A 19590-nucleotide genomic window follows, 5' to 3' on the forward strand; every position below is an offset into this window, starting at 1 on the left:
GGAATCGCCTAAAGGCTAGACACCAACGGTTGCTGAAATTGTATTTTCTTTAGCGCATCAAAAAACTCTCGGGCGTTTCGATGCCCGAGAGTTTTTCTTTGTCGTCAGCTTGCCGCGACGGTTGCGAATCGAAGCTCGATTACTGATTCAATTGTTCTTGAATCGTTTCACGAGAAGCGCGTGTTCCGAGCGCCCCCCAAAGTCCGTACGGGCTTTGCGATCCGGGTGACGATGTCGGATCGGTGGGCGTCTGCCACACCATTTCGTGGTGCGAATCGCCGGCTTCGATCGAATCGGTGATGAAGATCACCGCCCCGTCGGCTAACAGGATATGAGCCCCACCCTGGTGTCGACTCGACGGCGGGAACATTCCGGTTTGCCCGGAGTTGTTGCCGCCACCGATCGGTGCGTTGGGGGGCAGGATGGTGTGAACACCGCTGAAGTTGGGGCGGAAGTCGGCCCATTTGAAACCGCGTCCGTTGTTCGCGTTTTCGGTGGGGGTTCCCGGTGCCCAATAGCGCGGTCGATCGGGGTCGATTTGGTTGTTGTCGATGCAGTAACTGGGGTTCAAGCGGATTTCGTTGGGCGGGTTGCCGTTGATGCTCTGCGTGCCGCGGGTATCGCGATCGCCGAGGTCGGTCAGGATTTCCGCGAATGCGATGGTGTTGGACAGGCCGTCCAAGATATCGCGGAACTTGGAGTCCTTGTGCGGCACGAAGGTTCCCCGGTCGGCGGCGAGGGAACGTTGCGCCCAACCGGAGTTGGCGACGCACTCACCGCCCTGTGACGCCTGGTGTTGCTTGGGGCCACGAACGGACCACTCCATCGAGTCGCCCAGGCAGGCCGCGTAATTCGTCCGGCCTTGGGCCGGCAAACCGACGCCGGGGTCGCTGGGGCAACGCAGCATCGGGATCTCGGTGACCCAAGGCCGATACTGGATGAATTGAACGGTCGGTCCCATCGCGGGCCAGGGCACCGACAGCCGTGTCCCCGGGCTGAGTGCGTCGACGTAGCTCGGGTTGGAGATCTCGTCCCACAACGCTTGCTGTTCCATGAAAGGGGTGAGGCCAACCAGCGCGCTCAGACGCCATGCGTTGGAGTCGCCGTAGTTGGTCCACCAGTTGGTGGTGGCGTCGGTGACGCCAAAGGGGGCGGCACCGCCGTCCGAGCTGCCCGTCCCCACTCCGTGGATCGGCAGTTGTTTATAAGCGCTGTGGTAGTTGTGCATCGCCAACCCCAGTTGCTTGAAATTATTGCTGCAACTCATTCGGCGAGCTGCTTCACGTGCTGCTTGGACTGCAGGGAGTAGCAGTCCGACGAGGATTCCGATGATGGCGATGACAACCAGAAGTTCCACAAGCGTGAAACCGTTGCTCATCCGAGCGGGTCGCTTCATTTAAAGATCTCAAGAGAAAGTGCTAACGGTGGATTGCAAAGACAACAGAATGAACCTACGTCTTGATGGCCAAGTTTCGGTCAATCCGCTGGCAAATTAAAAAGAAAACAACGCCGTGGTCGCTCAGGACTCAGCTGCAACCACATGGTGTTCATGGTGTACTTCCATGGTGGGCAGCCGGGCCGCTTTGACGCCGGCAATGTTGGCCATAGATACTTTCCAAACCAATCGCTACGTCAAGGGTCTCTAATGGAATTATCCCGGACCTAAGAACTTAGATGACGTGATCAGCCCTAATAGCATAGTTAACGCGATTGAGATTCACGCTATTAAAAAGAGATTTAGCATGGCCGGTGGTTCGGTCGGACAGCTAAGTTGCGGATTCAAGCGTAACAATCTTCATAAAAGAGAATAACGCTCCGTAGGGCAGCATGGGATGATGATGAAATCGCGATCATCAAATCTTCAAGCTGCTTGATCAGTGTGATGCGAGTTCCCCCTAAGCTATGGATTACTGTTTAGGTGAGTCGTCGGTACCCGGAATGATGGTAGGTGGTGGCCGGGCCCGACGTCCCCCTGCCATCAACTCTCGGCACTCTAAAAGGTTCTTCGCGCCAGCGCGTGGGAGTGTTCGCGATCCACCTTCTGGTCAAAGTCTTGACGGGTGGGTGCGTGGCGACGAAGGTCAGTCGGTCGCGTCCAGTTCGACGCCCCGCTGAACGGTCACGGTTCCGAACAGTCGCGCCAGCTCCTGTTGCAGATTCAAAATTTCCGCATCCGAGTCGGTCGCGATCGCCAAGGCATCAATCACCGTCGCCCCGTCCTGTTTTACGATCCGATGTTCGGGATGTCGGTCCAAAGAAATCAGCTCATCAAATTTAACGGCATCGACGGGCGGGTTGAAATGAAATCGCGTGGCCATGTTGCAATCCGGTATTCATTGACGAAGAGGTGACGGTCCCCACCCATTGGGAACGGCTGTTATTTTAACCGCCGTACGCGCGGCCGAGCTGACATGGGGCACTAGATTTCGACGTGGGTCACCCCGGCGACTTCGTCAAAGTGGCCGATCTTAAGGACTTGGCCCTTGGATCCCGGCATCTCGGCAACGAACGCCGGGTCGCAGACCATGACCGGCGGCGACAAGGAGGTGCCGATGGTGATCCCGACGGAAACCAGGTAGGACATCCCGACGGTGAAGGCGACGAACCAGGGGACTTGCCCGGCAGCCATCCGAATCAGCTGATCGCGTTTGGCGCGTGAGAGTTCATTTTCGACACCGTATTGTTCGATCACATCGTGCCGCGCCAGCGGGTTAGTCAACGCCAACATCTCGTCGAACGTGCATCCGTCGGTGCGGTTCTTTTGGTGCGTCCTGGTCGCTCGCAGGGCCGTCTTGCGACGCTGGAACTCCAATTTCGCATGGTAGGCATCGATCGCTTTTTGGCGACGCGCGAGCGCGCGATTGGCGATCGCCCGGGGCACCGCCATCCCCGCATGGGCGGCCTGGCGGAACAAATGCTGCGGACGCCGAAACAAATACATCCGTCGGTATTCCGAATAGACCTCTTCTTGGACCTTGTCGATGGCCGCGCGAAGGCCTGCTTCGGGGGTGAAAACCAGTTGGTCGTCGACTTCGATGCAAAGTGGTTTCAGGTAGTAGACTTTGACGCCATGCTTGCGGCCCGGGCCGGCCAAGAACTCGTCCAGTCGCGTTTGGACACAGGCCGGGATGGGATCGGTGATTTTGTCAAAATGTTGTTGTTCGGTGACGGTGAAGAACAACTTGCTCTTGGGCAGCCGGATCGATGCCTTGCAAAGTTCCAGTTCACGGACTTGGGTGAATTGTCCACGATGTTCCTGTTGGACCGCTGCCCAGCTCTTCTCCTTGGAGGTCCAAATCCCGGATCGGCGAAGCATCGTTTCCGCCATTTCTTTGCTGGCGTCTTTGGGCGGCACCAAAATCGGATCGCTGGTCCAGGTCCCGAAGGGTTCCAGTTCTTGGTCCAGCGTAAACGGTTTGGCGGTTCGTGGGTCGACCGTTGACGGCCGCACACGTGAGGGGGAATGCCTCGTGGATTTCGCTCTCGCCGCGATGTTGGAATCCTCAGTGACACCTGGTACCAGAGTGGTCGTTGTCATACGGACGCTCCCCGTGCTCTAAACGTCGTGAATGGAGAAGAAAGGCCTCGAGCGGCAATTGTCATCAGGCCCCGACGATCGGAGATCAGGGCGCGAGAAATCGTCTTGCCGGGCCGGTCAGATAAGTCTACCGGAGGTTGATGGTTCAGCGGCAAGGATTTGTTTATCAATCTCGGGAAATCCCGGCTCGATCTCCAGAAAAGCGTACTCCGGAAAGGACTCGAAGCCTTTTTGACGACGCGGCCGGTCGGCCGGGGAAAACTACTTGGCGACGACGGTGACGGGGGTTCCGGGTTCCAATTGGTCGCTGGGGTATTCGATCACGCGTTCTCCCTCGACCAATCCGGCAACGATTTCGGCATGCGATTCGTTCTGAACGCCCACGTCGACCTTGCGTAGTTGGGCCGTCCCGTCTTGCACGACCAGCACGTGCCACTGCTGCTCGTAGCGAAACAGCGCGTTGTTGGGGATCCGCAGTGCGCGATCGAGGTGCTCGATGGTGATCCGTGCTTCGATCCGATAGCCGTCGCCGAGCGAGGCGATCCGCTGGGGCGGTTCGTTGAAATCCGCGATCACGTTGACGCGTTGTTCTTCCACCCCGAGCGAGGAGATTTTGGTAAAGGCGCCTGGCTCCACGACACGGACGCTGCCTTTGAGCGGAGTTTGACCGCCCCAGTGTTCGATGGTGACCTCGGCACCGGGGCGGATCTTGACCGCATCGGTCGACAGCACGTCGATCTCCATTTCCAGATTACGTGGATCCCCGACTTCGATCAGCGGCGTGCCGACGGTGACCACGGTCGAGCTTTTTTCCAGCACGCGGAGCACGCGTCCATCGATGGGCGAATCGATTTCAAAGGGAGACACTTGGACACTGGGGTCTTCGCCTTCGAACTGATCCAGGGCGGCATTGGCCAGTTTCAATTCGAATCGCGAGATTTCGGCCTCAAAGGCGGCCGTTTCGATGGCTTGCTTGTCGGCCAGCATGACGGATTCGGCGATGTCATACTCGTCGCGTGAGATTCCGTTTTTCGGCCACAGGCGTTGGGCGCGTTCAAATTTCGTTCGGCTCAAGTCAAAGTCGATTTTGGCCTGGCGCTCGCGTGAATCGGCTCGCAGCACGGCGGCTTCGGCGGCCTGGACCCGCGCCTGTGCCTCGGCCAGCGAGCGTTGGTCCAGCAACTCGGGATCGCTGGGCAGGATCACGGCCAGCAAACTCTGGACATCGATGTGGTCGCCCTCGCGAAGTTCGATGCGTGACAAGCGGCCGGACACGGGAGCGGAGACGGTGTATTTTTCGCGAATCCGAGTCTTGCCGTCCTCGACCACCGACACCCGCAGCGGACCGCTGGCAGCCGGGGTCGCGCGAACGGCGACGGGATCGGGAAACAGCGCTGCGGCAGCGACCATGGCCAGCGCGATCGCCAAGATTCCCCACAGCAACGTCTTCAACGAGAATCGCACCGCTAATCCCTTGTTTTGAGGACGCTGATCAGGTCCAGGCGTTTGACACGTCGTTGCACCAAGGTGGCCGACAGAATCGTCGCGACCACCACGACCGAGGCTGCCAACAGCAGCGTATTGCGGCTGACGACCAACGGAATCCGGTAGTTGTCGGTATCCAGCCCGGCGGTCGTGATGGCTGCCAAACCGTACCCGATCAGGCAGCCCAGCGGGATCGCAAGTGCGGTAAAAATGATAATCTCGCCCAACAACACGGTGCTGACTTCGCGATTGGTGAATCCGATGACCCGCATCGTCGCCAAGTCGCGTTGGCGTTCCGACAGCGAGATCCGTGCGGTGTTATAGACAACGCCGACCGCGATCACCGCCGCAAACATGACGATGAACGACCGCATCACCAAGATATTCTCCGCCACGGTTTGTTCAAAACTTTGCATCATGGCGTTTTTGATCGTCACACTGCCCACGCCAGGCCGTTCTTCCAATTCGGCAAACACGGCATCGATGCGGTTCGGATCCACTTTTAAAAACGCGCCCGATGCGACGTTCGATTCCAGCAGGACCTCGTGCAGACGTGTCTTGTTCATGTACGCATTGAGCCCCGCGTACTCCTCCACGATCGCCGAAACCTCCAACGTCAACGTCGGCCGCTTCCCCTCCAGCACTTCGACGATCACTTGATCGCCAATCGTCGCCCCCAGGATCTCCGCGAGTTTGCTGTTCAGCATGACGCCGTACTCGGGGACGCGAACCGGCTGCTCGTCTGCATCGAGCAAGCGATACAATTGGGGATCGGGCAGCAGTCCCATGATGCCGATCCGCCGCGAACGATTTTGAAATCGGATCCGAGTCGCGACGCTCCGCATGGTTTCACTTTCCAGAACGCCATCCAGATTTTGCACTTCGTACATCACCGATTCGGTCGCCGGTTCGACAAAGGTGACGGTGAGGTCCTGTCGCTGTGCCAGGCGAAACTGAAAGTGCATCATGTAGTTCATCGCGTCGAGCGAAAAATTGCCCAGCACCATCACGGCGACGGCCATCGAGATCCCGACGATGGAAAGCCCGGCGCGGAGCGGTCGCCGGGTCACGTTGCGAATCACCATTCGCATCTCTGGCGCGATCCAGCGTTTGGGCAGCAAACGTTCCCACCAGGACGTCTGGTAGCTGGGCGGGGCTTCCGGCCGCATCGCTTCGGCCGGCGGCAAGGTGACGGCCGACCGGACCGAAACGAACGTCCCCACGACGGCGGCGACGGTGGTCATCAGAAACGCCGCCGCGACGGCTGGCCAATTGACGAGGAACTCCAAAGACGGGAATTTGTAGAATTCCTCGTACATCCCCATCATGTTGGCACCCATCCAGAAACCGAAAATCGAGCCGACGACCGACCCGCCCACGGTGATCACGAAGACCAGATTCAAGTAGTGCGCGCCGACTTCGAAATCGGAATAGCCGAATGCCTTGAGCGCAGCGATCTGTTCGCGCTGCTGGCTGATGATTCGCGAGACCGCGATGTTCAGCAGAAACGCGGCGACGCCCAGAAAGATTGCCGGGGCCATCACCGCCATGCCACGTAATTGCGACAGTTCATCGGACAGGTAGCGATGTGACAGCTGTTCGTCGCGGTCATACGAACCGACGCTGCCGTAGGGTTTGAGCAAGCGATCGAGCTGATCGATGACGTGGTCGGTCTCGTGCCCCAGTGCCAAGCGAACCGATACGTTGTTGAAGGCCCCGGTCATGTCAAAGGCCGCTTCCAGGTCGCGGCGTCCGATCCAGAAAATGCCGAACCGTTTATCATCCGGCAAGATACTGCCCGGTTGCACTTGGATGACGTACTCGGGCGACAGCGCGATGCCGACGATTCTCATCACTTGGGTCTTGCCATTAATGATGGCACGGACCTGATCGCCGGGGACAAAACCATGGGCTTTGGCGAAGACCTCCGAGACGACGACTTCTCCGCTGTGGAGCGGTTCGATCATCCGCCCCCGCCGAATGTAGACTTGGTTCAGTTCGCTTTGCCCGCGATCGGGAATGCTGATCAACCGGGCGGTGGCCGGTTCGGACATTCCAGGGACGTCCAGCAAGACGTCATACACCAGCCGTGGTTCCACCGCCGCGACCCCTTCGATGTCCCGCAGTCGTGGCAGCAATGCATCGGGCGTGCGGTGCGTCGATGAAAACAGGTCGGCAAAGCGATAGTCGCGGTAGAATGCGTCCTTGGTTGTTGTCAAGGAACGATAGGCACACATCGACATCACGAAGGTCGCCACGCCGGCGGCGATGACCAACACGATGGCCGAGGCTTGACCACGCAACTGATAGAGGTCACGGAGCAGTTTGCGGTCCAGTTTGCGCATCGCTCACCACCTCAGGTCCTGCGCCGCGACCTTGGTCGAATTCCGCTCGATGCCGGCGATGTGGCCGTCGGACAGCAAGATCACCCGATCGGCCATCTTGGCGATCTCCGCGTTGTGCGTGATCACCGCCGTGGTGGTCCCGAGTTGTTGATTGATCTGACCGATCGCTTGCAACACGACGATGCCGGTTTGCACGTCCAACGCGCCGGTCGGTTCGTCGCACAGCAAGACCTTGGGGTTCTTTGCGATCGCGCGGGCGATCGCGACCCGCTGCTGTTCCCCGCCGGACAGCTGCGCGGGAAAGTGGTCGGACCGGTCTTTTAGTCCCACCAAGTCCAACGCGTCCAATGCATCCATCGGCTCGGTCGCGATCTCGGTGATCAATTCGACGTTCTCTCGCGCCGTCAAGCTGGGGATCAGGTTGTAAAACTGAAACACGAACCCCACGTTGTCGCGACGGTAGCGGGTCAGCTGTGACGGATCGCTGGCGGTCAGCTCTCGGTCCAGATAGTGAACGGTGCCCGAGCTGGGCGCGTCCAGTCCGCCCAGGATGTTCAGCAACGTCGACTTTCCGCTGCCCGAGGCGCCCAGCAGCACGACGAACTCGCCTTCGTACAGCTCCACGCTGACGCCCCGCAGCGCGTGCACTTGGACCTCGCCCATTTGATAGATTTTGGCGATGTCGACGGCCCGAAAAACGCTTTGACGCGCGGTTGGGGGATTCGATGAATTCATTTCGATAGGGAACTCCCCCCGCGTTCGTCAATCCTCGCCGTGATGTGCAGGTGTTGGGAAGGGTAACGCGATCGGCAAGGGCGCTGCAACCGCTGGTGTGTTGGCTGGTGCACGTGAGGCTGGTGCACGTGAGGATCCTGCACGTGAGGATCCTGCGCGTTACCGCACAGACGGATCGGGAGTGTGCGGTGACGGCATGGTGGCGACGGCTTGGTGCGGCGTGAATTTGATGCTCTGTTCCGTTGGCACAGTGGTTGCAACTCGGGTGACCGACAAACGCAATTGCGCATTTCTTTCCTCCAGCATCCCAACGGATCCATGGTCAATTCTGTCAAAATGGTCTTGGGTATTGTTTTGTTGTCGGCGATGGCAGGCTGTACGTCGGATCCGAAATCCGGTTGGGGATTCACGTTGCCCGAAGGGGATGCCGAACGTGGCAAAGCGACGTTTGTCGAGCTGAAGTGCAATGCCTGCCACACCGTGGCGGGTGTAGAACTGGATCCGGTGCACTCCGAAGAGGTCGGCACGGTTGTCCTCGGGGGCAAGAAGGGCTACGTCGTGACCTATGGAGAGCTCGTCACGTCGATCATCAACCCGTCGCACCGATTTGCATTCGGTTACGAATCCGAGCAGATCAAGGACGGCGAAGTTTCGAAGATGCGGCTGTACAACGACGAGATGACGGTCACGCAGTTGGCGGACTTGGTGACGTTTTTGCAGCAGCATTACGAAGTCGAGATCTACGTTCCGACGCCCTTTGTGCCTTATTACTAGAGCTGCGTGGATCGGGCGGTCATTGTGGTTGTCTTAGATAAATCTCGCGGCATTCGTCTTCACGGCCGCGAATGATTCGGCAGCCGTGCAGTTTACCAAATTGTGACGTGATCACCGTCCATCGACCGTGTTGTTGATCGTCGTCGCGATAGATCACGACCCAGTCCTTGGTCGTGTTCAATTCATGAGCCCGGGCGGAGTTGGAAAACAGGGCGGTGTAGTGGCGACCTTCTCGCTCGGTGTGCAAGATCGGCAACCAGGCGACATTGCCGGGGTTGAACTTGGTGGGGGCGACCTTCGGAAGTTTGTCCTGATTGGCCTTTTGACGGTATTCCGTATCGATGTCCAACAGTTCTCGGACCGGAATCGAGCGGTCGGTGGCCGGGTACAGCGGTGTCGTTGGACCGGGGGAGCGACGCAAACGTTCGGCGAGTACTTCTTGGATCGCCGCGGCACGCTTCTTTCCGATCCCGGGGACTTCATCCAGTTTGCCGTTGATCGCGGCGCCGTAGAGTTCGGGCAAGGTTTCCACGTGCAAGGCGTCGTAGATTCGGTGGGCCAATTCGGGACCGATCGTGGGCAAGGTCGTAAAGATTTTTTCGGCGGTGGCTTCACCACGCAGACGATCCAGCAGGGGCACGCGACCGGTTCGCAGATACTGGTCGATCAAATTGGCGATCGATTGGCCGACCGTTTCGATTCGAATCAGTCCGTCGATGCCGTGCTTTTGATCGATCCAGCGGACCGGCGTTTGCAGGTTCAGTAGCGTCCCGGCGGCCTTGCGGTAGGCCGACACGCGGAACTCGCTGGCGTGTTGCGATTCCAACAGACTGGCGATTTCGCCGAGGTGATTGGCGATCCGCCGGTTCTCATCCAGTCCGGCCTGTTGCCGCTGGGTGGGATCGTCGACGGGAAAGAGCGACGCCTGGGAAGTTGCATTTTCCATGACACACCGCCTGCAGTTTCGTGGTTGTCCGATCGTCACCAGAAAACCCCGTCGGGTTTAATCCATTATAGACGGGCATTTCGTGTGCCGTTGGCAACGTGGGAGCAAACGGCCCACGCGTCGCCGGTACGCCGGGTATTTTTCGAAACGATCCTGCATCGAGACCTCTTCGTGGTTGGCTTTGGTCGACAACACCAACAGCAAGGCGCCCCAGCTGGCCAGGCGCCACCATTGAAAGGGAGTCAGTAGCAAGGCCGCGGTGAACCAGAGCAGGCCGGTGTACATCGGGTGGCGGACGATCGCGTACGGCCCGTCGGTCAGCAACTGTGTGTCGTCGGTCGCCGAAGGATGGATGCGGATCTTGTTCCATCCCACCTTGACCCACGCCCAGACCGCCAACACGATCCCCGGCGCCGCGGCCGCGAGGGCCACCACCGGCAGCGGCGACCACCGTGCCGACAGCACCAGCGCCGCGGCGAGAAGAAATTGGGCAAAGACGAGAAACCAGAGCAACATACTGAACTCAAACGTTGGGTGTGCGAAAACGGCTGTGGAAGGCGACATGCGAGACGCTGCCGCACAGTGTGACGGGCAATCGTGACACTTCCAAATTGGCACGCGAAGTGCATTTTACGGTCTGCACGGACGATCCAAGGCGTTGAGTCGTGCTTCCGTCATCACGTCGCTCTCCAAACCACGAGGCAGAACGATGAGCCGTATCAATTGGAAGGACTCCCCACACGAGAAAATCTTCTGGGTTTCGGTGATTGTGATCGCCATCATGTCGCTGCTGATTTTTGCCAAAACCGTGGCCGGAACCCTTCACGCTTTACTTTGATGATCCGATGTTCCAGCCAGGACCGATCGGATGCGGACATTGATTCTCGTTGCCAGCGATGAGGGTCAAACCGAAAAGGTCGCTGTTGGAATCAGCAAGCGGCCTCGTAAGTAGGGATTTGCGATCGGATCGCCACAATCTTGCGGTTGACCCCGAAACACCGATCGCGCTGGATGCGTACGACGCGGTGATTGTCGGGGCTCCGATCCACGATTCGCATGATGACGCGTGGTTGGCCGACTACCTACTCGACGCCGTCACGCCGCTACTCGGTCACCCAGCTCCGCGGCCAAGCAGAAGAGTCGGCGTGAGACTGTGACGATTCGTTGCATGGCATTGGTATGGTTCGTGCACTTGTTGCCGAGGGACAGACCGAGCGGAAATACAGTGGGATAGGCTTCCAGCCTGTCTTCCGTTGAGTGGACAACAGGGCATGCGACGATGCTTTTACGACTTCTGCTACTAAGTGTTCTTGTGTGGTGGACCGGTTCGTCGACCATAGTACGCGCCGAAGAACTTCGCGGTAGCGAGGCGGTCGGTGTCATACGAATGGACGTGTTCGTCCGCAGCGACCGTGATTCCGCCGAAGCCGTCGATGCCTACTGTGGACAACTGAAACAACGGACCACTGGGCTTGAGATTCGAATCCATGACGTCTTGAAAGATAAATCGCAATTGTTGCGGTTGTACCAGCTGTCCAAGCGATCGGGACGGCCGACGCCGGTGCTGCCCGCGTTTTTTGTTTGCGACCGAATGTTTTTCGGGTTCGACGATGCGGTTCGAACCGGACCGGAAATCGAAAAACTGTTCACCGCCAATCTTTACACCCGCACGACTTGTCCCAAGTGCCAGAAACTGAAATCGTTTCTACCGACGCTGAAGAAACGCTGGCCGGCGGTTCGGTTTGTCATTCATGATGTTGACCGCTCTGGGACAGCAAGGTCGGCATGGGAGGCGTTGTGTCGTAAAGCGGGCAGCCCGCCGGGATTGCCGACGATCGATTTCGCCGGACGCATCCTGATCGGATACCAGGGCGACGACGTTACGGGCGCGCAACTGGACCAACTGATCAGAGACGTGTCCGGAGTGAAATCGGACGAACCGTTGGGTTGGACACGTCCTGAGGGCGCAGGCGATCGACTGGTGAGCGACGCCGATCGCACGCTGAACGCCCAGGCAGCGTGGTGGTCGACCTTGGTGCTGCCGAGAGCGGTGTGGTTGCCGACGGTCTTACTGGCGGCGCAACCACCGCCGGGGGAGGATTCGGTGCAGTTGGATTCAGCGGACGCAGATTCCCAGGTGGATTCCCCGCCGGAGATCTCGCTGGACATGTTGGAGCTTCCCGATGAGGCCACTGCGGCGGAGACGGGGGCGAGCGAGGTGCCGTTGGAAGTGGTGACGAGCGACACGATCGATGTTCCGATGCTGGGGCCGCTGAGTGCCTCGGAGCTGGGCATGCCGCTGTTCACGCTGGCGGTCGGTTTGATCGACGGGTTCAATCCCTGCGCAATGTGGGTGTTGGTGTTTTTGCTTTCGGTGTTGGTCAACATCAAGGATCGACGCAAAATCCTGATCATCGCCGGTACGTTCGTCTTCATCAGCGGGCTGGCCTATTTCGCGTTCATGGCGGCTTGGCTGAGTCTGTTTTTATTGATCGGGATCGCCCGCCCGGTGCAGATCGCGTTGGGGTTGTTGGCGTTGTTCATCGGCGCGGTCAACGTCAAAGACTTTTTCGCGTTCAAGAAAGGGATTTCGCTGTCGATTCCCGAGTCGCGCAAGCCGGGGTTGTATCGCCGCGTCCGAGAGATCGTCGGTGCCAAGTACTTGACGGTAGCACTGGCCGGCGCCGTGGTCTTGGCGGTCATCGTCAACATGATTGAGCTGTTGTGTACCGCGGGACTGCCGGCGCTGTACACACAAGTGTTGACGATCCAGGAGTATCCGGCGTGGAAGAACTATTCCTATCTGTTGCTTTACATCGTGGCCTACATGTTTGACGACGCGCTGCTGGTCACGGTGGTGGTCGCGACACTATCGCATCGCAGATTGCAGGAACGCGAGGGGCGTTGGCTGAAGCTGCTCAGCGGTGCGGTCATCCTGTTGCTCGGTCTGGTCATGCTTCTTCGTCCTGCGTGGTTGCAACTTGGGTCGTAAAACCAACGTGCGGCAAATCGACGTCCCGCCTGAGCCTTGCGCTCTTTTTGGGGGTGTGCGATCGGGCGTTGTACGATGAAGAGTTGGGGGGGCTGCTACTCTGTCCGGCTGTTGTGTGCTGTCGTGGGGGTGAGGGTCGGGAAGGGATGACAGAATGAATCGGGGCAGAATGAATCGGGGCTTGTCCGCAACCGGCGCCATGGCCGGTTGCGGTAAGCGGTCTGCTGTCAATCGTTCCGCGAATGCGTCGTGGAGCGACGGGTAACTGGATCAGTCGGGCGGCTGAGTTCCCCTGCAGCGAGAGTCACCCCATGTGACTGGATGGCAATCGGGAACACTCCGGGGGCGAAATCGATCGGGACCGAGCAGTTTGGTGGCTCGATGTGATTCAATTTCCAATCCAGCCGTCTCCAGAACGACAGCCCGGAAGCCCAGCGTTTAATCGCCGATCGGATCTGGATCGCCGGCAACGCGTCGCGGTTGTTCAAGTTTCCCAACACGTCGATCGCACCGCTGGGAAGGTTGCCCAACAGCAGTGCGGTGGCGTAATTGATCAGCAAGGTGTCGTCGGCGTCGCGGCGACAGATCGTGGTTCCGGGGCAAAGCACCATGCCGCGAAAGATTCGAATGGCCTCGTCGGTGTGGCCGATCCGCATCGCGAGCACGCCAAGGCAGCTTAGGTTCCCGGGGGAGCGTGGCATCGTCCGCAGGGCGTCATAGGCCGCGGCGTAATTTCCGTTTTGAATCTGTTGGCTGATGCGATCGGGAAGTGTATCGGCCGAGGGTGAGGGGGCGGCGTGGTTGACGGCCGATTCGATGACGGGATTGGATGTTTTTGAGTTTGACATAGGGATCTCGTTGCAGACCGGTGGCACGATGCGTGCGGATCACCGGAGCGTTGGGCGGAAAGAGTTGCAGAAACAAATGGGCGTGACGGACCGACGTCGTCGCGCCTAGATCTGCAAACGAACTCCGCATGCGACGAGAGAGAATGGGGCGGGCGGTGTGTTGGATGGACCCAACACTCGGCCGCAGCGTTCCACCGCGCCAGAACCAACCCGATCGGCATTGAGGAAAGCCGTCGCGGTCGGCTGGAGCGGTTGGGAGCCCTCGCCACCGACCCTGCTGATCGACTCGGACGGCAGGGCCGGTTGGTCCAGTGCCGCCACGACCAGCGAGGTCGGATGGTGGTCGTCTGGCAGCAACGCCGCCCAGGGCGTTGCGAAGATGCCGCCGCAAAAGCCGACGAAGACACCCCACAGGAGTGTCTGGCGGAGAACAGATTCCGCGATGCGTCGGCGAAAATTCATCAGGGGCGATCCAAAGAAAAATACACTGGCGGAATGATGATCACATTGCAACGCCGTCAGTCAAGGGCTGTGCGGCGAATGCGAATCAATTCGGCCGCCCGGTGCGTCAAACGCCCACCGTCTGGCGCCAGGTCTTGGCCATCAGCTGGTGTCCAAGTTGCGTGGGGTGCACGCCGTCGCCGGCAAGCGATTCGGGTTCGGTTCCCTCGGCAACCGCCTGGTCGAACATGGATTGAAAGGGGACCCAGATGGCGCCGGCATTCTGTGCGACTTGTTTGGCATACTGGCGGCGGACGTCGAATTCGGGGAACCACTTGTCTTTGTTTTCTTTCACCGTTCCGCTCATCAACACGAACGGCTCACAAATTGCAAAGGTCGTCTTCGGAAGCGCGTCCCGCGTCCGCTCCAGCAACGCGGCAAAACCGTCGCGATAGGTTTCCGACGTTCCGTCGTAGCGACCGTTAAGCATGTGCCAGATGTCGTTGACTCCGATCAGGATGCTTAGGATCTTGGGTTTGATGTCGATGCAGTCTTGTTGCCAGCGGCGGTCCAGGTCGGGAACTTTGTTGCCGGAGATCCCGCGGTTGTGGATCTGCAGGTCCAGGTCGGGGTAATCCTGATGCAACGATTCGGCGATGAATTTGGGGTATCCGCGTCCGAGGCCCTCGTTGGCAACGGGCGATTTTCTATTCCGCCCGGCATCGGTGATCGAATCGCCTTGGAACAGAATCACGTCGCCTTGGGACAAGGTAAGTTTCTCGGCGGCAAACAGAGGGGACGGGGTCAGGCAGGCAACGGTACCCGCCGAAGCGGCGGCGGACAAAAACACGCGGCGTTTCATGATGGATTTGGCAAGAAGTTGAGGGAAGGGAACGGTTGATCAGACCAGTGTGACATGCAGGTGGTGTTGCTTTCTGCGATTGCCACCCGGGCGTCCCGCAAAGTGTAACCGCTGGCCGGGCGTCACGCATGAAAGCTTTGACGTAGCGACGTTCGATGCGAGCGTGGAAAAACCCAAGGACCCGGCTTCTGGCGAAGGTAGCTACGTTTGACCGGCGATTCACGATGTTTCTTGTGCAAAATGGCGCTGTTCAGCTAAGTTTCGCTTCGCAGAAACCTGCTGACAGGAGGCTCAGGTGTGTAAACTGGGCGGCCTTGCTGGACATCAACACGGGGGCCACTTGGTGAGTAAGATCGGGATCGCGACGTTTTCATCGCCGGGGCACATCAACCCGTCGATCACGCTGGCAACTGAGTTAGATCGGCGGGGGCACGAAGTCACGTTCTACACGCTGGTCAACGGCGTGGAGAAGATCCGGGCGGCCGGCTTTCGCGTGCGACCCTATGGTTTGGACGACTTGGGAGCGGACGCGATCGAGGAAAGCTATCGCCAGCTGGGGAACCTGGCCGGGTTGGCTGCGGTGCGTTTCACCGTTGAATTGCTAAAGCGTCGCATCACCGTCGGGCTGCGTGACCTGCCGGTGTGTTTCGAAGCGGATCAAATCGACGGGTTGATCATTGATCAAGTCGTGCCCGCCGGAGCGGTGGTCGCCCGAGCCGAACAGATCCCTTACGTGACGTTGTCAAACGCACTGCCGTTGAATCTGGACGCCATCGTCCCCCCGGTATTCAGCAATCTTGGCCCGGGGCGTGGTCCGCTGGGGCGGATTGCGATCGGAATGCTGAACGGATTGCAGAATCGTTTGGCAACGCCACTGTTGGCCATCGCCAACCGATACCAGCGGCAGAACGGATTGCCCCGATACAACACGGTGTCGGAAATGGGGTCCGATCTAGCCCAAGTGGTTCAACTACCGGCGGCACTGGATTTTCCCCGCCGTCAGATCGAGCCGAGTTTTCACTACACAGGCCCGTTCCACAATCGCAATTCACGGCCTCCGGTGGAGTTTCCTTGGGAGCGGTTGTCGGACGATGTCCCGTTGATCTACGCATCGATGGGAACATTGCAAAACCAGATCCGTCACGTGTTCGAGACGATTGCGGAGGCTTGTCGAGAGTTACCGGTGCAGCTGGTCCTCTCGCTCGGTGGCGGTGACAACGCCGACGACTTCGCAGCACTGCCGGGCGATCCGATCGTCGTCGACTACGCCCCGCAGTTGGAACTGCTGCAGAGGGCCTCGGTGTGCATCACGCACGCGGGACTGAACACGGCGCTGGAGTCCATCGCCCATGGAGTCCCGATGTTGGCAATTCCGATCACCAATGACCAGCCGGGCGTCGCCGCAAGGATCCGGCACCACGGTCTGGGCCAGGTGATCGGCCTGAACAAGCTGACCGCCGGCAAGATCCGCGAGGGGCTGCAAACGTTGTTGCAAAACCCGCTGTACACCGAAAACGCGAAGACATTTCAGCGGACCATTGCATCGACAGACGGAGTCGGCCAGGCGGCCAGCATCATCGAAACGGTGCTTGGAGATGGGACGAACCGGCCTATCGCCGCGACTGCGGGGGAGTGACACTGGATCTGGCGGTCGGCTCAATCCCAAGCGGCGAAGCGGGGGCGGCGATCGAGCGGCCGCTTAGGAAAAATAGGCCGACCAGGCCTTGATGGGGTCGATCTGACGACGTTCTTTTCGTTGCTTGGTTGTGTTTTCTGTTAGAATGTTGGTCCCAAAGTGGCCTGAATAGGCTTTCGTGTGTCGAGCGTGAACGCAACAAGGGAGATGGACAGTGAGTCGGCGGACCCTCTTAATCCTCGCGAGTGTGGTTGTTATTCTGCTTCCAATGGGCACGTCGTTCGCGGAGGAGAATCTCCCGGAGACGCAGTCTTCCGATAGTCAGCTTGCCAGCGAGCTGGACCAACATGCGACCGATATCCGGTCGATTGATCGACGGTACCAGGACGCGCGGACCCGCTTGGAGGAATCGTACATCGAAGAACGAAAGGCACTTCGCGAATCGCTGATGAAGCGGTTGGGCAAGCGAAAGAAGGCCCACATGGAACAAGGGGAACTGGACAGCGCCGTTACCCTTCGCGATCACATGGAACGCATCGGAGCGACCGAAATCGTTCCCCCGAATCGGCAGTCAACGAAACAGACTCTTTCCACGGTTGCCGGAGACAAAGCCATCTTGGGGACATGGCGTTGGAACAACGGTGTCGACATCAAGAATCTTGACCACGGACAAACCAACGGAGCCGGGACTTGGCGGTTGATTGATCCTGAAAAAGGAACCTACGAATTTCGCTGGAAACGGATTCCGCCGGATCGCGTCTCGCTTTCACCCAATGGGCGCGTCTTGGAAGGCACCAAGGCTCACGATCCGAGTTTTCGGGTGTGGGCCGTTCGCATCGATTGAAACGGAATCACGATTCGGAGAGTGTTTCACAGCGTTTGTTGACCCGGCGGACGTACTGGTCGGGGTCCGCCTTGCGCTCCAGTCCCGATCGCGTCATCGTGCGGACTTTTCCGAAGACGTCCCGTTCCCCGAAAGCGCGGTCGTGATTGCCGAAGATCCAGGCGACGTTGGCAAAGCTATTGGCATCGCGACCGTCCAGAAAATACTTGTTGTTCAATGTTAACGCGACTCGGTGCGCGTACTCCGGCGTGTTGGTCCACGCCAAGATTTGCTTGCCCCAATACATCCGCATGTGATTGTGCATGTACCCGGTGCAACGCATCTCGCGCATCGCGGCGTTCCAGTAGTCATCGTGTGTTTCAGCATTTTCGAGTTCCGAAAACGTGTAGTGGTGTTCGCGGGGGTCGTCGCGATGGTGCTCAAGCGTCTCGGTTGCCCAATCCGGCAGGCATGAAAACGAATCGTAGTCTTCAGTGAAGTTAGTGAAGTTCTGTGACAACTCACGTCGAACCAATAGCTCTTCCAGGTACGATTCTCGATCGCTCTGAGTCCCCGCGGAAGTGTTTTGGATTTTCAGTGCGATCGCCAGCGGAGAGATTTGGCCGAAGTGCAGGTAGGGGCTCATGTAAGACAGCGATTGAAGTTCCGGACGACTTCGATCGTCTTCGTATTGACTCAATTTGTCTTCGATGAATCGCTCCAGTCTCGCGTTGGCCTGCGACGTTCCGCCCCGAAACAATTCGGGCACGGCCGGAACGCTTCGGTCAACCTGGAACTTTCCAGCTTCGGAATCCAACTCCGCTACGTCTTCTCCCTGAACGGAAACGTTCATGGAGTCTTTCTCGATCGGAGTGGTTGACAATTCGACCAGGAATTCGTCCAGGTGATCGTGGAGTTTGGGCCGGAGGGTGCGTGCGGCGTACTCTCGGTGAACCGACACCAGATCGACAGGAACGATGGCGTCGGATTCCACTTGCACCACCTGACACGGTGCTTCGGACGCGACGGATTGCCTCCAGGATCTCTGATGCCGCAAATAGCCTCGATCGCAGACGACGAGTGAAGCGTTTCGGGCGACGCCACAGACGACGTCGGTGGGATTTCCGCAACGAACAACCAGTTTGATCCCGCGGGTCTGTAGTTCAGTCTGAGTTTGCCGAAGCCCCTCTATCATGAAGGTCGCCTGACGCAGGGTGAGTTGTTCGTCATCATCGGCGATCACGAAAAGAACGAGCAGTCGTTGCTGGATCTCGTTGGCACGACGGATCGCAAACTCCAAGGCGTGATTGCACTGGGCACGCTGACTCTGCTCCATCCAGTACAGCACATAGTCACCCTGGCAAACGTCGCGGTCGTTGAGGTGGTTGATCCGTTGCGGCTGAATGAGCTGAGTTGCCATGGGCGGGTGAACTGGTGATGGTGGTGGTCGAAGCGGGGAACACATCGTGGAAGTCGAAAGACGTTCGGCGATGCAAACATCGCGCCAACCGGCGCCCACTTGATCCGTTGATGGATGTGTCGCCCGTTTAACCGGCATTTGGTCGGTAAGCGGTCAACGCGACAGGGTTTCGTTCAACCGTCCGCAACGAAACTGTCGTCCGACATGGTCGTGTTTTGCCGAGCGTTACGATCGCGATAGCGGTTGCTCCCGCGGTTTCTCCAACGCCAGGTCCAGACGATTTCGAATTGGCACGGTCTTCGCAAAGGAACCCTACCGGTTTTCGATTGCAAACTCTGATTTCCTAGGGAGAAACTTCATGCTGATTCCCATCATTGGCTGGATCCTATTTGGTCTGATCGTCGGTCTTCTTGCCCGCTTGGCATATCCCGGGCGTCAGGACATCGGGCTGTTGCGAACGACCTTGTTGGGGATCGTCGGCTCGTTTGTCGGAGGCTTCTTGGGGTACCTGCTATTTGGCGGAAACGCATTCCAAGCGAGTGGATGGATCGGATCGATCCTCGGTGCCGTGCTGGTACTGGCCATCGCAACCCGACGAGGCCACATCGCGGGGTAATCGTCACATTGTAGAACCGCTGTCCCCGGCTGTTCCCCGTGACCGCCCCGCGGTCAGAGGACAACGCGGCTCAGCTGCAAGCAGCCAACGAAACACTTTGGAACAAAGGTCCGACACTGCTGGCCAATG

The 19590-nt window shown here is 58.7% G+C and carries 18 protein-coding genes; 6 read left to right on the top strand and 12 right to left on the bottom strand.

Annotation, left to right across the window (positions count from 1 at the left end):
* Nucleotides 1–139 precede the first annotated feature (139 nt).
* The 6 genes from H1B37_RS19155 to H1B37_RS19180 form a co-directional block, all read right to left on the bottom strand.
* Nucleotides 140–1396 carry a DUF1559 domain-containing protein gene (locus H1B37_RS19155; RefSeq protein ID WP_182868270.1) on the bottom strand — a complete coding sequence of 419 codons (1257 nt, stop codon included), beginning with the start codon at nucleotides 1394–1396 and terminating at the stop codon, nucleotides 140–142.
* A 685-nt stretch (nucleotides 1397–2081) separates the two neighbouring features.
* On the bottom strand, nucleotides 2082–2318 hold the full coding sequence (locus H1B37_RS19160; RefSeq protein WP_182868271.1) for a hypothetical protein: 237 nt from the start codon (nucleotides 2316–2318) through the stop codon (nucleotides 2082–2084).
* Nucleotides 2319–2419: 101 nt separating this feature from the next.
* Nucleotides 2420–3538, bottom strand: coding sequence for a hypothetical protein (locus tag H1B37_RS19165; RefSeq protein ID WP_182868272.1), 1119 nt, complete (start codon nucleotides 3536–3538; stop codon nucleotides 2420–2422).
* Nucleotides 3539–3799: 261 nt separating this feature from the next.
* Nucleotides 3800–5002: an efflux RND transporter periplasmic adaptor subunit gene (locus H1B37_RS19170; protein ID WP_182868273.1), complete on the bottom strand. Its 1203-nt coding sequence runs from the start codon at nucleotides 5000–5002 to the stop codon at nucleotides 3800–3802.
* A 2-nt stretch (nucleotides 5003–5004) separates the two neighbouring features.
* Nucleotides 5005–7368 carry an ABC transporter permease gene (locus H1B37_RS19175; RefSeq protein ID WP_182868274.1) on the bottom strand — a complete coding sequence of 788 codons (2364 nt, stop codon included), beginning with the start codon at nucleotides 7366–7368 and terminating at the stop codon, nucleotides 5005–5007.
* A gap of 3 nt (nucleotides 7369–7371) precedes the next feature.
* On the bottom strand, nucleotides 7372–8103 hold the full coding sequence (locus tag H1B37_RS19180) for an ABC transporter ATP-binding protein (protein ID WP_182868275.1): 732 nt from the start codon (nucleotides 8101–8103) through the stop codon (nucleotides 7372–7374).
* Nucleotides 8104–8421: 318 nt separating this feature from the next.
* On the opposite strand from H1B37_RS19180, the gene H1B37_RS19185 reads away from it, so the two are divergent.
* Nucleotides 8422–8877, top strand: coding sequence for a c-type cytochrome (locus tag H1B37_RS19185; RefSeq protein WP_182868276.1), 456 nt, complete (start codon nucleotides 8422–8424; stop codon nucleotides 8875–8877).
* 19 nt (nucleotides 8878–8896) lie between these two features.
* On the opposite strand, the gene H1B37_RS19190 is transcribed toward H1B37_RS19185, so the two are convergent.
* On the bottom strand, nucleotides 8897–9823 hold the full coding sequence (locus H1B37_RS19190) for a helix-hairpin-helix domain-containing protein (protein ID WP_182868277.1): 927 nt from the start codon (nucleotides 9821–9823) through the stop codon (nucleotides 8897–8899).
* 57 nt (nucleotides 9824–9880) lie between these two features.
* Nucleotides 9881–10339, bottom strand: a complete 459-nt coding sequence (locus tag H1B37_RS19195) for a methyltransferase family protein (protein ID WP_182868278.1) — start codon at nucleotides 10337–10339, stop codon at nucleotides 9881–9883.
* 193 nt (nucleotides 10340–10532) lie between these two features.
* Here H1B37_RS19195 and H1B37_RS33930 point away from each other — a divergent pair, with 193 nt between their 5' ends.
* Both H1B37_RS33930 and H1B37_RS19200 read left to right on the top strand, forming a co-directional pair.
* Complete coding sequence (locus H1B37_RS33930; protein WP_261344625.1) at nucleotides 10533–10661, top strand: hypothetical protein; 129 nt, start codon at nucleotides 10533–10535, stop codon at nucleotides 10659–10661.
* 549 nt (nucleotides 10662–11210) lie between these two features.
* Nucleotides 11211–12815, top strand: coding sequence for a glutaredoxin family protein (locus H1B37_RS19200; RefSeq protein ID WP_182868279.1), 1605 nt, complete (start codon nucleotides 11211–11213; stop codon nucleotides 12813–12815).
* Between the two features lie 227 nt (nucleotides 12816–13042).
* On the opposite strand, the gene H1B37_RS19205 is transcribed toward H1B37_RS19200, so the two are convergent.
* The 3 genes from H1B37_RS19205 to H1B37_RS19215 form a co-directional block, all read right to left on the bottom strand.
* Complete coding sequence (locus H1B37_RS19205) at nucleotides 13043–13663, bottom strand: tetratricopeptide repeat protein (RefSeq protein WP_182868280.1); 621 nt, start codon at nucleotides 13661–13663, stop codon at nucleotides 13043–13045.
* Between the two features lie 105 nt (nucleotides 13664–13768).
* Nucleotides 13769–14125 carry a hypothetical protein gene (locus tag H1B37_RS19210; protein WP_182868281.1) on the bottom strand — a complete coding sequence of 119 codons (357 nt, stop codon included), beginning with the start codon at nucleotides 14123–14125 and terminating at the stop codon, nucleotides 13769–13771.
* A 106-nt stretch (nucleotides 14126–14231) separates the two neighbouring features.
* Nucleotides 14232–14966 (bottom strand): SGNH/GDSL hydrolase family protein, encoded by a 735-nt coding sequence (locus tag H1B37_RS19215; protein ID WP_182868282.1) that lies wholly within the window; start codon nucleotides 14964–14966, stop codon nucleotides 14232–14234.
* A 343-nt stretch (nucleotides 14967–15309) separates the two neighbouring features.
* On the opposite strand from H1B37_RS19215, the gene H1B37_RS19220 reads away from it, so the two are divergent.
* Together H1B37_RS19220 and H1B37_RS19225 are read left to right on the top strand one after the other, a co-directional pair.
* On the top strand, nucleotides 15310–16602 hold the full coding sequence (locus H1B37_RS19220; RefSeq protein WP_182868283.1) for a glycosyltransferase: 1293 nt from the start codon (nucleotides 15310–15312) through the stop codon (nucleotides 16600–16602).
* A gap of 268 nt (nucleotides 16603–16870) precedes the next feature.
* Nucleotides 16871–17446, top strand: a complete 576-nt coding sequence (locus H1B37_RS19225; RefSeq protein WP_182868284.1) for a hypothetical protein — start codon at nucleotides 16871–16873, stop codon at nucleotides 17444–17446.
* Nucleotides 17447–17453: 7 nt separating this feature from the next.
* On the opposite strand, the gene H1B37_RS19230 is transcribed toward H1B37_RS19225, so the two are convergent.
* Complete coding sequence (locus tag H1B37_RS19230) at nucleotides 17454–18845, bottom strand: deoxyribodipyrimidine photo-lyase (RefSeq protein WP_182868285.1); 1392 nt, start codon at nucleotides 18843–18845, stop codon at nucleotides 17454–17456.
* 358 nt (nucleotides 18846–19203) lie between these two features.
* Here H1B37_RS19230 and H1B37_RS19235 point away from each other — a divergent pair, with 358 nt between their 5' ends.
* Complete coding sequence (locus H1B37_RS19235; protein WP_182868286.1) at nucleotides 19204–19461, top strand: GlsB/YeaQ/YmgE family stress response membrane protein; 258 nt, start codon at nucleotides 19204–19206, stop codon at nucleotides 19459–19461.
* The last annotated feature ends 129 nt before the right edge of the window (nucleotides 19462–19590 follow it).

The organism is Stieleria mannarensis (assembly GCF_014154935.1).
Classification (GTDB): Bacteria; Planctomycetota; Planctomycetia; order Pirellulales; family Pirellulaceae; genus Stieleria; species Stieleria mannarensis.

Coding starts and splice junctions, on each gene's coding strand:
- H1B37_RS19155 (WP_182868270.1), bottom strand. CDS start 1,396: ATGAAGCGACCCGCTCGGATGAGCAACGGTTTCACGCTTGTGGAACTT.
- H1B37_RS19160 (WP_182868271.1), bottom strand. CDS start 2,318: ATGGCCACGCGATTTCATTTCAACCCGCCCGTCGATGCCGTTAAATTT.
- H1B37_RS19165 (WP_182868272.1), bottom strand. CDS start 3,538: ATGACAACGACCACTCTGGTACCAGGTGTCACTGAGGATTCCAACATC.
- H1B37_RS19175 (WP_182868274.1), bottom strand. CDS start 7,368: ATGCGCAAACTGGACCGCAAACTGCTCCGTGACCTCTATCAGTTGCGT.
- H1B37_RS19180 (WP_182868275.1), bottom strand. CDS start 8,103: ATGAATTCATCGAATCCCCCAACCGCGCGTCAAAGCGTTTTTCGGGCC.
- H1B37_RS19185 (WP_182868276.1), top strand. CDS start 8,422: ATGGTCAATTCTGTCAAAATGGTCTTGGGTATTGTTTTGTTGTCGGCG.
- H1B37_RS19190 (WP_182868277.1), bottom strand. CDS start 9,823: ATGGAAAATGCAACTTCCCAGGCGTCGCTCTTTCCCGTCGACGATCCC.
- H1B37_RS19195 (WP_182868278.1), bottom strand. CDS start 10,339: ATGTTGCTCTGGTTTCTCGTCTTTGCCCAATTTCTTCTCGCCGCGGCG.
- H1B37_RS33930 (WP_261344625.1), top strand. CDS start 10,533: ATGAGCCGTATCAATTGGAAGGACTCCCCACACGAGAAAATCTTCTGG.
- H1B37_RS19200 (WP_182868279.1), top strand. CDS start 11,211: ATGGACGTGTTCGTCCGCAGCGACCGTGATTCCGCCGAAGCCGTCGAT.
- H1B37_RS19205 (WP_182868280.1), bottom strand. CDS start 13,663: ATGTCAAACTCAAAAACATCCAATCCCGTCATCGAATCGGCCGTCAAC.
- H1B37_RS19210 (WP_182868281.1), bottom strand. CDS start 14,125: ATGAATTTTCGCCGACGCATCGCGGAATCTGTTCTCCGCCAGACACTC.
- H1B37_RS19215 (WP_182868282.1), bottom strand. CDS start 14,966: ATGAAACGCCGCGTGTTTTTGTCCGCCGCCGCTTCGGCGGGTACCGTT.
- H1B37_RS19225 (WP_182868284.1), top strand. CDS start 16,871: ATGGGCACGTCGTTCGCGGAGGAGAATCTCCCGGAGACGCAGTCTTCC.
- H1B37_RS19230 (WP_182868285.1), bottom strand. CDS start 18,845: ATGGCAACTCAGCTCATTCAGCCGCAACGGATCAACCACCTCAACGAC.
- H1B37_RS19235 (WP_182868286.1), top strand. CDS start 19,204: ATGCTGATTCCCATCATTGGCTGGATCCTATTTGGTCTGATCGTCGGT.